Consider the following 12,951-nt stretch of genomic DNA (forward strand, 5'->3'; position numbering starts at 1 on the left):
CGTATATTAATACGTTTTGGATGATTTTGTAACCCAAAACAACAAAAAAAAAATTTAAAAAAAACCGGGTTACCTTTTTCACGATCCTGTATTAATCTTCAATAAGTCAATATTAAAACGTAAAAATCATTCGAATGAAAAAGTTATTTGTTATCATGGCTCTTAGCGTATTCGCAGTTGCATGCGGTTCTAGCGAATCTACAGAAACTAAAACTGAAGAAGCTGCTGCAACAGTTGATTCTGCTGCTACTGCAGTTGCTGATTCAGCTAAAGCTACTATCGATTCAGCAACTACTGCAGTTGTTGATTCAGCTAAAGCTAAGCTCGATAGCCTGAAAAAGTAATTTGATCTTTTTTTCATATGGCAAGCAATCGTTGAGGCCGTTCCGTTTCTACGGAAGGGCTTTTTTTCGAAGTAGTAAGTTTGAAGTAAGTGGTAAGAATTGCCCAAACTCAGACGACGCAGATAAAACTGCGGATTACTTTGAAAGAAAGTGGGTCGAAACAGTTGCTTGCCATTCTTTTTTGGGAGTACTGTTTGCGAACTTCGAAGTACTGAAATCCGGTGCGTTTAATGAACTTTTTAAACGCAAATTCTACCGGGTTTACATGAACCACCATTGATTCCAGTGTAATTGTCACAGAAGGCTTTTAGCTGTTTTCTATTAACGAAACCTTCTGCCTTCATACTCCTGCCTTCTGCCTATTCAATTTGCTTTTTTTCCATTCCTCCCTCACTACCTGGCCTTCTGCCTTGGGAAAAACCCTACTTTTGCACAAATTTTAATTAATGAGTTTCGAAGCATTAGGGATTGAAGAAGGTCTTCTGAAATCAATCCAGGCTTTAGGTTTTACAACACCTACACCTATCCAGGAACAGGCAATACCGGTTCTGCTTAGCGGCACAAAGGATTTTGTAGGTTTGGCCCAGACAGGCACAGGAAAGACAGCAGCATTTGGATTGCCGTTACTTCAATTGGTAGACAAAACACAAAAACATCCGCAGGGTTTGATCATCTGCCCTACACGTGAACTGTGTGTTCAGATTGCAAAAGATCTGACTTCATTTAAAAAGCATTATTCCGGATTGAGTGTAGTTGCCGTTTATGGTGGTACTTCAATCAGTGAACAGATCCGCGATCTCCGTAAGGGACCGCAAATCGTTGTCGCAACACCCGGAAGATTGATTGATCTGATAGAAAGAAAGGCAGTGGAGTTGGAACATATCCACTACGTTGTCCTCGACGAGGCGGATGAAATGCTCAACATGGGTTTCAGGGAGGATATCGAATTTATCCTGAAGAATACTCCTAACCGCCAGAGCGCATGGTTGTTCAGTGCAACCATGCCACCGGAAGTAAGACAGGTGAGCAAAAAGTTCATGACTTCACCTTTTGAAATCACCATCGGGAAAGTAAACGCGGGAAATGTAAATATCGATCACCAGTACTACCTGGTGAACAATATCAACCGTTACCAGGCATTGAAACGCATCATCGATTTCAATCCCGGAATCTACGGTATCATTTTCACCCGTACTAAAGCCGATGCACAAACGATAACAGAATCATTGATTCGTGAAGGGTATGAGATTGAGGCATTACATGGCGATCTTACCCAGGCGCAGCGCGATAAAGTGATGGCGCGCTTCCGCGAGAAAAGTCTGCAATTGCTGATAGCCACAGATGTTGCTGCGCGAGGTATTGATGTTCAGGGTATCACTCATGTAATCAATTATGAATTACCTGATGACCCGGAAGTATATACCCACCGCAGCGGTAGAACGGGTCGCGCAGGAAAAAGCGGTATTTGTATTTCTTTGGTTACTCCACGAGAAAGTTATAAGCTGAAGCAGATTGAAAGAATGGTGAACAGCCGTTTCCATAAAATGGATATCCCCACTGGTAAAGATGTTTGCCGTAAGCAATTCTTTTATTTTATTGATAAGCTGTTGCTGGCGGATATCAGTCATGGCGAATACGAGGCATACCTGCCGCTGCTGAAAGAGAAATTTGAAGATGTTGCGAAAGAAGAAATTCTGCAGCGCGTCGCCGCATTGGAATTCACCCGTTTCCTGCAGTATTATGAAAATGCCGCTGATCTGAATGTGCGCGAGGAAAGAAGAGTTGAACGCGGCGCCAGTACTTCCCGGGATACCAAAGGCCGCTCTTTCGGTCGGGAATCATCATCGCGTAGCGGAGGTGGTGGTTCCAATAAAAGACTATTTGTCAACCTTGGGACGAAGGACGGATTTTACAAAGCAAGTTTCCTTCAGTTTATTCTTGATATGAGTGATCTGAAAAAAGAAGTGTTGGGAAGGATCGATATGAAGGAAATGAACAGCTGGATTGAGATTGATTCTTCAGCAGCCAATAAAATGATCAAGGCCCTGGATGGTAAAAAATTCAAAGGGAGAATGATCAGGATGAACGATGCGGATTCCGGTGGTCCAAGAAAATCCAGACAATAATTTTTTTGTTTCGGTCAGTTCACTATATTTGTAGGGTATGACAAGCAATAAAGTATTCACAGGGTTTTATTTTTACTTTTATTTTACCGGCAAGCCGGGAATACTTTGTTGAATAAAACGAAAGTGAAAACACAACATAGTATCCCGGCCAAAAGCCGGGATTTTTTTTTATGATAGATCAAACAATAGAAATACAAGAAATGACCGCGCAGCAGAGTAAAAAGATTGCTGAAAAATCGAAGTCAGAATCCGGCAAATCTACTGGCGACGGCCCTGTGCGTGTTGCCATCCAGGGCTATGAAGGAAGTTTTCACCAGGTAGCGGCCTGGACTTTTTTTGGGAAGTCCGTAGAAGTAATACCCTGTGCAACATTCCGGGAAGTAGTAAAGAGAGCGTCTGCCGATGGCCCGGAAACAGGTGGCGTAATGGCAATTGAGAATTCAATTGCAGGAAGCATTCTTCCGAACTACAATCTTCTTCAGCAATCTCAGCTGCATATTACCGGTGAAGTATACCTGCAGATTAACCAGAACCTGCTTGTCAACCCCGATGTAAAACTGGAAGATATCCGCGAAGTTCATACTCACCCGATGGCGCTTCTCCAGTGCATGGAATATCTTGATAAATACAACTGGAAGCTGATCGAAACCGAGGATACAGCGTTGAGTGCAAAACATGTACATCAGCATCATAGTAAACATATTGCAGCAATCGCAAGCACATTGGCGGCAGAATTGTTTGATCTGAAAGTGATTGCCCCGAATATCCACACGATGAAAAACAACTACACCCGTTTTCTCATACTCGATAATAAACAGAAACAGGACTATCTTCCTGAAGCCGACAAAGCCTCTGTTAATTTTCATACAGATCATTCCAGGGGAAGTCTTGCCCGCGTGCTCACAACAATTGCTGACGAAGGCATTAACCTGAGTAAACTCCAGAGTTTCCCCATACCAGGAACTGATTTCAAATACAGTTTTCATGCTGATATGGAATTTGATGAATTGAATCAGTTCCAGACTGTCATAAATAAATTAAAAAACCTCACCGGAGAAATTCGCGTACTCGGTGTTTACAAACGTGGACAATTAAACCAACATTGATGATCAGTACTGCTAAAAGACTTGAAGGAATCGGTGAGTATTATTTCTCGACAAAACTGAGAGAAATCGATAACATGAATAAATCCGGTGAGCCTGTGATTAACCTTGGCATAGGTAGTCCTGATCTGCCTCCACATCCGGATGTAATAAAAGTGTTGAGGGAAGAAGCCGGTAAACCTAACGTGCATGCCTACCAGTCATATAAGGGATCTCCTGTGTTGCGCAAAGCCATCAGCGAGTGGTACAACAAATGGTACCACGTGACATTGAATCCGGATACAGAAATTCTCCCGCTGATAGGAAGTAAGGAGGGTATTATGCACATCTGCATGACTTACCTGGATAAGGGAGATTTCGCTTTGATTCCCAACCCGGGATATCCAACTTACAGAAGTGCAGTGAAACTTGCTGGCGGAGAAATTATTGAGTATGCGTTAAGTGAAGAAAAGCATTGGTTTCCCGATCTCGGGCAACTGGCAGCATCAATAAGAGAAGCGGAACAGCGCAGTGAAGGGAAAGTGAAATTGTTATTCGTTAACTATCCCCATATGCCTACAGGTCAGTTGCCTGATGTGGAAAAAATGAAGGCGCTGGTGGAGTTTGCAAAGCAACAGGATCTGCTGATTGTTCATGATAATCCTTACAGTTTTATTCTGAATGAAAAACCGGAAAGCCTACTTGCTGTTCCCGGTGCTATGGATGTTGTACTTGAATTGAATTCACTCAGCAAAAGCCATAATATGGCTGGCTGGCGTCTTGGTGTTCTTTCTGCCAAACAGGAAAGGATAGACGAAGTACTACGTTTCAAAAGCAACATGGATAGCGGTATGTTTCTCCCCGTTCAGCTGGCTGCTGCAACTGCGCTGGCCTTGGATAAAAGCTGGTACGAGGAAGTGAATGCTGTGTACCGCAGAAGAAGAGAATTGGTATTTCATCTGCTTGACCTGATCGGTTGCACTTACAGCAAGGATCAGGCTGGAATGTTTGTATGGGCGCCTATCCCGGATCGTTACCAGGATGGATACGAATTGAGTGACGAATTACTGTATAAAACAAGGGTATTCATTACACCTGGGGGAATTTTTGGCGATGCCGGAAAAAACTATATACGTGTAAGTCTTTGCGCCACTGAAGCAAAACTGGAAGAAGCGATAAAAAAAGTTCAGGCATTGAAAGATAAAAAACAGACTGCGGAAGTATAAGACAGGAATATGGAACGCAAACGAATAGCCATTATCGGAATTGGACTTATCGGCGGATCACTCGCATTGCAATTGAATGAAAAAGGATTCGCTTCAAAAATAATTGGTGTTGAAGCGAGCGAAGAGCATGCAAAGAAAGCATTGGAATTAGGGTTGGTGGATGAAGTATTGCCTCTTGATGAAGCGATTGCTGGAGCGGATGTCATTTTTCTCGCCATCCCCGTAGATAAGATGGTGGGCCTGTTACCATCAATACTGGACAAAGTGGAGAAGCAGATTGTTATCGATATGGGTTCAACAAAAGATCTGTTGTTAAAAGCGGTGGCAGATCATCCAAGGAGAAAGAGATATGTAGCGACACATCCCATGTGGGGTACTGAATACAGCGGTCCTGCGGCGGCGGTAAAAGGCGCATTTGAAAATAAAGCCGTGATCTTTTGTAATGAGTCGGATAGTGATGCGGATGCGCTAGCCTGGACGAGGGATATGTACAAAGGAATCGGAATGCATCTGTTATCGATGGAAGCAGAATCACATGATCTGCATGCTGCATACGTAAGTCATATTTCGCATATCACTTCATTTGCGCTGGCTAACACTGTACTTGAAAAAGAAAAAGAAGACGACGCGATTTTCGAGATGGCAAGTGCGGGTTTTGAAAGTACGGTTCGTTTAGCAAAAAGTAACCCGGCGATGTGGGTGCCGATACTGATGCAGAATAAAGAAAATGTGTTGGATGTTTTAAATGAACATATTTCACAGCTGCGAAAATTTAAAAGCTGCCTGGAAAAAGAGAACTGGGACTATCTCTCGGAACTTATCAGCGGGGCCAACAAAATAAAAAAGATTATTCGTTGAACGGCCGGCGTTCAACGTTTAACGTTCAACGTTTAACGTAAAACTTTTAACTTTATACAATGCAAACAATCGAATCAGATATGAAATCAATCGCTCAGGAGAAATGGGCAAAGCGTCCGTTGATCATCTCAGGACCATGCAGTGCAGAAACAGAAGAGCAACTGCTTGAAACAGCAAAGCATTTAGCCGATACCGGTAAAGTGGATATGCTTCGCGCCGGTATCTGGAAACCAAGAACCAAGCCCGGAATGTTCGAAGGTGTTGGTGCAAAAGGATTACCCTGGCTGCTTCAGGCAAAAAAAATGACCGGTCTGCCAACAACTGTTGAAGTTGCAACGGGCAAACAGGTGCAGGATGCACTCACATTTGATGTTGATGTTTTGTGGATCGGAGCGCGTACTACGGTGAATCCGTTCAGCGTACAGGAAGTGGCTGATGCTTTGCGCGGTGTTGATATTCCGGTATTGATAAAAAATCCTATTAATCCTGATCTCGAACTCTGGAACGGTGCCGTTGAAAGAGTAGCACGTGCTGGTGTTAAACAGATCGGATTGATACATCGCGGATTTTCATCTTACGGAAATACGGAATACCGCAATGCACCGATGTGGCACCTGGCGATTGAAATGAAAAGAAAAAATCCGGGAATGATGATCATCAATGATCCATCACATATTTCCGGTCGCAGAGATATACTGCTCGATGTTGCACAGAAAGCAATCGATCTTGATTTCGATGGTCTGATGATTGAAAGTCATATCGATCCGGATAAAGCATGGAGCGATGCAAAACAACAGGTTACTCCGGAAAGACTTGCTGAAATCCTGTCAGAAATCGTATGGAGGAAAGAAGATGTGTCTTCAGAATTATTTCATGCCGCTTTGGATAAACTCCGTGAGCAGATCAACCATATCGATGATGAATTGATGCAATTGCTGGGTCAGCGCATGAAGATTGCTGACAAAATCGGTGAGTATAAAAAGAATAACAACGTCACCATTCTGCAGACCAATCGCTGGAACCAGATCCTCGAAAGAGCTTTTCAGAAAGGTTCACCGCTGGGTTTGAGCAATGAGTTTATCACCAAATACCTCGATGCAGTACACATGGAAAGTATCAATCATCAGAATAAAATAATGAATGACTGATTCATTCCGGTGATTCTTCAGTATGAATAAAACATTCCTGTACGTGCATGCAATCTGGGCAGTGGCTGAAAAGGCTGCTGTATTGTCCAAGCCTATACGCTCTGTTTTGTTTGCCCATCTGAAGAAGAATGCGGATGAAAAAGGTATTCGTGTGCTGGAAGTAAATGGTGGTGAAGATCATGTACATGTATTGGTGAGTTTACATCCGGCACAAAATCTTTCACAGGTAATCCGGCAGTTGCGGGCAGAGACTTCAGACTGGTTAAATGCGACCCAGTTATTACCGGAAGAATTCCACTGGGCCGAAGACTATATGGCTTATTCAGTAAGTCCCGGTGCATTAAAACAGGTGATACAATATCTCGAACGCCAGGAAGAATACCACAAAACCAAAACCCTGGATGCGGAACTGGAAGTTTTCGATGTGAATGTCGAAAAGTAGAATTTCACCAGGGAAACAGATTTGATAATGACTCAATTAAAAGCCGGAGTGGTTAAATATAAGTTTTCGACTGCGACAGTTAACTATTATTTCAATAGTAAGTTTTCTGAGCTGGGCAAATTGGTTTCCAGAAAAACAACTGTCCTGATTACTGATGAGAATATTTATCGTCTTCACGAATCAAAATTCAAAGGCTGGAACTCTATAGTACTCAAGCCCGGCGAAGAATACAAAGTACAGGCGACAGTTGATTCGATCATTGAACAGCTGATCGTTTTCGAAGCGGACAGGAATACAACACTTATCGGCATTGGCGGTGGAGTGATTTCAGATCTTACGGGGTATACCGCATCGATTTATATGCGTGGGATACGATTTGGGTTTGTGCCCAGCACGTTGTTGTCGATGGTCGATGCCGCGATTGGTGGCAAGAATGGGATCGATGTAGGTGAGTACAAGAACATGGTGGGGATAATTCGTCAACCGGAATTTTTGCTTTTTGATACCAGCTTACTGCAAACGCTACCCGAAAAGGAATGGTCAAATGGTTTTGCAGAAGTTATCAAGCATGCCTGTATACGTGATGCGGCTGCATTCCGTTTACTTGAGAAAACAGATATAGATGGTTTAAAAAAAGACAAGAAGGCACTGAGTTCATTGATCGAAAGAAATGCACGTTTAAAGTCGGGTATAGTTCAGAAAGATGAATTTGAAAAAGGTGAACGTAAATTGTTGAATTTCGGGCATACCATTGGTCATGCTGTTGAAACGCAGTACGAACTGATGCATGGTGAAGCGGTGGCGATAGGGATGACCTGTGCAAGTCGCTTTTCGGAATTGTTGCTGGGATTTAATCAGACAGAAAGAATCACTAACCTTCTTGAAAAGTATAAATTGCCAACCTGGGCCGAATTTGATGCGGAAAAGGTGTTACAGGTCCTGAAGATGGATAAGAAGCGTTCGGGCAACACAATGAATTTTATTTTACTAAAGAAAATCGGCGAAGCTGTAATTGTTCCCATCCCGCTGAAACAGCTGGAGAAAATGGTGAAATCGTTATAGCAATCGCTAACAAACAGATAATGCAGATAACAGTTTTTCCCTCGAAAGTGAAGGGCGTGCTCCACGCACCAAAATCGAAAAGTTCGATGCAGCGCGCATGCGCGGCAGCATTGTTACATCGTGGCATAACCGAGATTTATGAGCCAGGCTTCAGTAACGATGATCTTGCAGCGCTCGATACGATTGTCAAACTGGGGGCGGAGATCCTGAGTAATACCAGCGAAAAGATCTTAATAAGAAGTATCGGTATAAATCCAGTTTCCTCGGAAATTCATTGCGGGGAAAGCGGATTGGGTATCCGGATGTTCACACCTATCGCATCGCTGAGTGATCAGCCATTGCGTATTTCCGGATCAGGAAGCCTGGTAACAAGACCCATGCATTTTTTCGATGAGATATTTCCGCAGCTCGGAATTTCTATTCAGACATTGAATGGAAAACTTCCACTGGATATCAAAGGGCCATTAAAGCCGGCGAATATTACTGTCGATGGTTCATTGAGTTCACAATTTCTTACTGGCTTACTGATGGCATACTCAGCTGCGGAAGCTTCAGATGTTACCATCACAGTAAATAACCTTACCAGCAAACCTTATATCGATCTTACACTCGATGTGATGAAGAAATTCGGAATGAAAATTCCCGAAGTGAAAAATTTTGAAACCTTTTATTTTCCCTCCGCGGCAAATAAAGCGTCAGCCGAAAATATCGCATATACAGTTGAAGGCGATTGGAGTGGGGGAGCTTTTCTATTAGTCGCAGGTGCCATTGCGGGAGGTCTGAAAGTAAAAGGGCTGCAGGCGGATTCTACACAGGCAGATAAAGCAATTCTGGATGCATTGGATAATGCGGGTGTGAAGTTGAATATAACTGAAAATGAAATCGATGTTATTCCTGGTGTTCTGAAAGCATTTGATTTTGATGCAACCGAGTGTCCGGATCTTTTTCCTCCGTTGGTTGCGCTGGCCGCAGCATGTGATGGTCAGACTACCATTACCGGAGCAAAAAGACTCACACATAAAGAAAGCGATCGCGCGACCGTATTGAAGGAGGAGTTTGGAAAACTGGGCATTCTGGTAGAACTCGATGGCGATCTGATGCACGTGCATGGTGGAACGCAGGTGCATGCTGCAATTACACATTCGCATCACGATCATCGTATAGCCATGGCCGTGGCTGTAGCAGGATTGATTGCTGATGGCCCTGTTGTAATCGAAGATGCGCAGGCAGTAAAAAAATCTTATCCGGAGTTTTACCGGCACCTGGTTTCAGCAGGAGTGAAGGTAGTAGAAGCAGTTGAGTCGAATTTGATTAAATAAAAGATGAAATTCTGATGAACAGATTTGGAGATATATTTTCTGTCAGCATTTTTGGCGAATCACATGGAGAAGGTGTAGGTATTGTTGTAGATGGTGTGCCTGCTGGAATTCCTTTGACGATGGATGATTTTCATGTGGATATGGAGCGAAGGAAAGGAGGGACGCAGAAAGGCACCACGCCACGTCAGGAGGATGACCTTCCGATTTTCAAAAGCGGTCTGTTTAACGGGAAAACCACGGGCGCACCGCTGATGATGTTGTTTGAAAATAAAAATACAAGGTCAGGCGACTATGAAAAACAACGAGATGTTCCCCGCCCCGGTCACGCCGATTGGGTAGCGCATCAGAAATTCGGCGGCTTTGAAGATTTTCGTGGCGGCGGACATTTTAGCGGTAGATTGACTGTTTGTCTTGTAGCTGCAGGTGTTGTCGCCAAAAAAGCAATTGCTCCGATCGAAGTAAAAGCTGTTATAACAGAAGTCGGTGGCGAGAAGAATATTGAAGCTGGATTACAGAAGGCGATCGAAGCAAAAGATAGTGTTGGTGGAATAGTGGAATGCCGCGCTTCGGGTATTCCTGTAGGTTTGGGCGAGCCTTTTTTTAATTCGGCGGAGTCATTGATCAGCCATGCTGCCTTTGCCATTCCGGCTGTTCGCGGAGTGGAATTTGGCACCGGCTTTGAGGCTGCAAGTATGTTTGGCTCGGTTCATAACGATGCTATCGAAAACATAGAAGGAAAAACAAGAACCAACCATGCTGGTGGAATTGTTGGCGGTATCACCAATGGAAATGAACTGGTGTTCAGAGTGGCAATAAAACCTACATCGTCAACACCATTGGAACAGCAGACACTAAACTGGACGACAGGAAAAGTTGAGCCATTTGCTGTCCGTGGGCGTCACGATCTTTGTATAGCTCTACGTGTGCCGCCGGTGCTGGAAGCCATAACAGCCATCGTACTTGCAGATCTTTTATTAATATCGCAGAAGTTAAAAAGAATCAACCAATAACGTTAAACGTAAAACGTACTACGTTGAACGTAAATCAACATTGCCCATGAGCCATATCTATCACATCACCACCGCTGCAGAGTGGGAAAAAGCAAAACCAACAGGTGCTTACGCTTCTGCATCGCTCGCATTGGAAGGATTTAATCATTGTTGCACAGAAGCCCAGGTGGAAGGAGTACTGCAGCGTTATTTTGCTGGAAAACCTGACCTTGTAAAACTGACAATCGATACTGAAAAACTGAAAAGCCAGCTGGTATACGACTGGTCGCCATCAGTTCAGGATACATTCCCGCATATTTACGGTCCTATCAATGTGGATTCGGTTGTGGAAGTAGAAAAACTATCGTAAGATAATAGAATATCTCCTCTCATTGATTACAAATTCGAACACTTTTGGCATTGGGTAGTTTTGATCAATCTAATGGAGAAATTCAATGGGTGATTCATGCGCGGGTATTAATTCTTAATGAAAGGCTTTGCCGGAATTGAATGGTATTCATTGAGAAAGACAACAGTATTCCTGTCTGGTCTGGGATAAAAATTATTTTACAATATTTGAGGCAAAACTGTTTTCTGAAATTCCAGTAATTTTCGCTGAAGTAATTCTGATGATCCTGTCTCGCCATATTGTGGGCCCTCCCTCGCCCTCCCCCGCCTCCACCTCCGTTTTTAAAGGATGGCCAAGGTAGATTCATCCCGGGTACCCGGGACTTACTCCACCTCGTCCATCGCCGCGGCGAATGTTAGCTAACACAACCATCAGCAGCCGCTGATGTTTTGATTAATACCGGCATCAATCAAGACAAACATACAACAACCGCAATTGTCTTTCCAAGTGTAGAACACCGGATTTGAAGAGATTATCATCGATAAAAAGAAACGATAAGAAACAATCAGGAAAAATGAGCAAACCCGAAATTGTGGTTTGACTGATCAGTTACAATTCCTTGCCGCAAATCTTTCCTCCCGGATCAAGAATGCAATAAGGCTGCCGCGCTTTGATACTGGCTTTTGCAAAGTCTTCAGCATTTGCAGTATTGAAGGTGAACATATCGTAATGACAAGGTACCAGCCATCGGGCATTCACAGATTTTGCAAGATGAATCGATTCATCAATATTCATATTTCCTGCTACACCACGAGACGGATCATTTCCATTGATCGGCAGAAAAACAATATCCGGTTGGAAAGGGGAGATGGTTTCGATCAGTCCATCATACAATAAACAATCGCCGCTATGATAAATCGTCCATTCTCCGAACTGAACTACAAAACCCATATACAAGCAATTCCCTTGTTCATCCCGATCAAGACTATTATGCGCTGCTGCTATACCATGAAATGTAAATTCGCCAACCACCGCTGATTGCTTTTCATTCAGGCCCAACGGGAAATCAATATTCGTTCCAGCGCGTTCTGCTACCAGTTTCCGATTCGCTTCCGGGCAAATCAAAACTATGTCAGGATTAGCAGCCATAACGGGCTGCAGCGTTTCGGGATCGAGGTGATCCGTATGGTTATGACTGGATGTAACGGCTGTAATTCCTGTAAGCAGCGAAGGATCAATCACCCGTTCACTCATGCGTATATGCGGTTTTTCCGTATGGGCATATTTTCGGGTGAGCGAATCCGAAAGGTATGGATCGATCAGTAATTTCTGATTTTTATATTGTAACAGGTATCCACTCTGGCCCAGCCACCAGCAGGCAAATTCATCGGGAAATTTTGCTTCCTCGTTGATATCGTCCAGCAAAGCCTGGTCTTTTCTAATAGCCCTGATCAGATTCATTTTTGTGGTATCAATTCTGTTTTCAAGAATTAAGCCAGATTCCACTTATTTTCTGACCCAGATGGTGCGCCATTCCATCGCAGGGTCTGTACTTTTCAGATATAAAGTGTCTCCTGTTAATTGATAACTTCTTTTGTACTCTTTAAATTTCTTCTCTGGCCGCAGATTCCCGTTTATTCTATGAGTAACGACTTTGTTTTTCTCATCAATTTGATATTCTCCGAAATAAGCATCATAGGAATCAATCCATGCCCGGTTTTCCTTGTCACTCCATTTATTTGTACCTAATCCTATTCCCGGAGTTACGCCGTCTGCATTCATTACCGTATCAGTAATTAAAGGTTGTCTGGTACCGAACCATACCAGTTGCACAGACATCTGACCGGTTGCCGTGTACACCAAAAGTCCATCAACATTCCTGTCTTCAGCAACCACATGTCCTGATTCATCCAATTGTTGATCTGCAACAAATTTCCACGATCCGGTCAAGCCTTGCGGTTGCTGTTTGCAACCGCCGAAGATTACCATCAAAACTAAAATGTGCC

General features: G+C 43.4%; 13 protein-coding genes. 11 read left to right on the plus strand and 2 right to left on the minus strand.

What is annotated here, in order from left to right; translation table 11 throughout:
- Window positions 1-134: 134 nt before the first annotated feature.
- The 11 genes from P2W82_RS21140 to P2W82_RS21190 all read left to right on the plus strand — a co-directional run bounded on the left by P2W82_RS21140 (window position 135) and on the right by P2W82_RS21190 (window position 10,966).
- Window positions 135-344, plus strand: a complete 210-nt coding sequence (locus P2W82_RS21140) for a hypothetical protein (protein WP_336517936.1) — start codon at window positions 135-137, stop codon at window positions 342-344.
- A gap of 446 nt (window positions 345-790) precedes the next feature.
- Window positions 791-2,470, plus strand: a complete 1,680-nt coding sequence (locus tag P2W82_RS21145; protein WP_336517937.1) for a DEAD/DEAH box helicase — start codon at window positions 791-793, stop codon at window positions 2,468-2,470.
- A gap of 200 nt (window positions 2,471-2,670) precedes the next feature.
- Window positions 2,671-3,576: a prephenate dehydratase gene (locus P2W82_RS21150; protein ID WP_336517938.1), complete on the plus strand. Its 906-nt coding sequence runs from the start codon at window positions 2,671-2,673 to the stop codon at window positions 3,574-3,576.
- Entirely contained in the window at window positions 3,576-4,778 is a 1,203-nt protein-coding gene (locus P2W82_RS21155; protein ID WP_336517939.1) for a pyridoxal phosphate-dependent aminotransferase, read from the plus strand. The genes P2W82_RS21150 and P2W82_RS21155 overlap by 1 nt, the downstream gene beginning before the upstream one ends.
- A 9-nt stretch (window positions 4,779-4,787) precedes the next feature.
- Window positions 4,788-5,636, plus strand: a complete 849-nt coding sequence (locus P2W82_RS21160; protein WP_336517940.1) for a prephenate dehydrogenase — start codon at window positions 4,788-4,790, stop codon at window positions 5,634-5,636.
- 59 nt (window positions 5,637-5,695) lie between these two features.
- Window positions 5,696-6,784 (plus strand): chorismate mutase, encoded by a 1,089-nt coding sequence (locus P2W82_RS21165; protein WP_336517941.1) that lies wholly within the window; start codon window positions 5,696-5,698, stop codon window positions 6,782-6,784.
- 22 nt (window positions 6,785-6,806) lie between these two features.
- Window positions 6,807-7,226, plus strand: a complete 420-nt coding sequence (gene tnpA, locus P2W82_RS21170; RefSeq protein WP_336517942.1) for an IS200/IS605 family transposase — start codon at window positions 6,807-6,809, stop codon at window positions 7,224-7,226.
- A 27-nt stretch (window positions 7,227-7,253) separates the two neighbouring features.
- Window positions 7,254-8,288 (plus strand): 3-dehydroquinate synthase, encoded by a 1,035-nt coding sequence (gene aroB / locus P2W82_RS21175; protein WP_336517943.1) that lies wholly within the window; start codon window positions 7,254-7,256, stop codon window positions 8,286-8,288.
- Between the two features lie 20 nt (window positions 8,289-8,308).
- The gene (gene aroA, locus P2W82_RS21180; RefSeq protein WP_336517944.1) at window positions 8,309-9,607 is read left to right on the plus strand and encodes a 3-phosphoshikimate 1-carboxyvinyltransferase; all 1,299 of its coding nucleotides are present in this window, start codon (window positions 8,309-8,311) and stop codon (window positions 9,605-9,607) included.
- A 14-nt stretch (window positions 9,608-9,621) separates the two neighbouring features.
- On the plus strand, window positions 9,622-10,617 hold the full coding sequence (locus P2W82_RS21185; protein WP_336517945.1) for a chorismate synthase: 996 nt from the start codon (window positions 9,622-9,624) through the stop codon (window positions 10,615-10,617).
- Between the two features lie 46 nt (window positions 10,618-10,663).
- Complete coding sequence (locus tag P2W82_RS21190) at window positions 10,664-10,966, plus strand: DUF952 domain-containing protein (RefSeq protein WP_336517946.1); 303 nt, start codon at window positions 10,664-10,666, stop codon at window positions 10,964-10,966.
- A gap of 588 nt (window positions 10,967-11,554) precedes the next feature.
- Here the strand turns inward: P2W82_RS21190 and P2W82_RS21195 are convergent.
- Both P2W82_RS21195 and P2W82_RS21200 read right to left on the minus strand, forming a co-directional pair.
- Window positions 11,555-12,406 carry an MBL fold metallo-hydrolase gene (locus P2W82_RS21195; RefSeq protein ID WP_336517947.1) on the minus strand — a complete coding sequence of 284 codons (852 nt, stop codon included), beginning with the start codon at window positions 12,404-12,406 and terminating at the stop codon, window positions 11,555-11,557.
- A gap of 45 nt (window positions 12,407-12,451) precedes the next feature.
- On the minus strand, window positions 12,452-12,934 hold the full coding sequence (locus tag P2W82_RS21200) for a lipocalin-like domain-containing protein (protein WP_336517948.1): 483 nt from the start codon (window positions 12,932-12,934) through the stop codon (window positions 12,452-12,454).
- Window positions 12,935-12,951: the final 17 nt, after the last annotated feature.

The sequence above is a fragment of the Pollutibacter soli genome (assembly GCA_029269725.1).
In the GTDB taxonomy this organism is placed as follows: Bacteria; Bacteroidota; Bacteroidia; order Chitinophagales; family Chitinophagaceae; genus Pollutibacter; species Pollutibacter soli.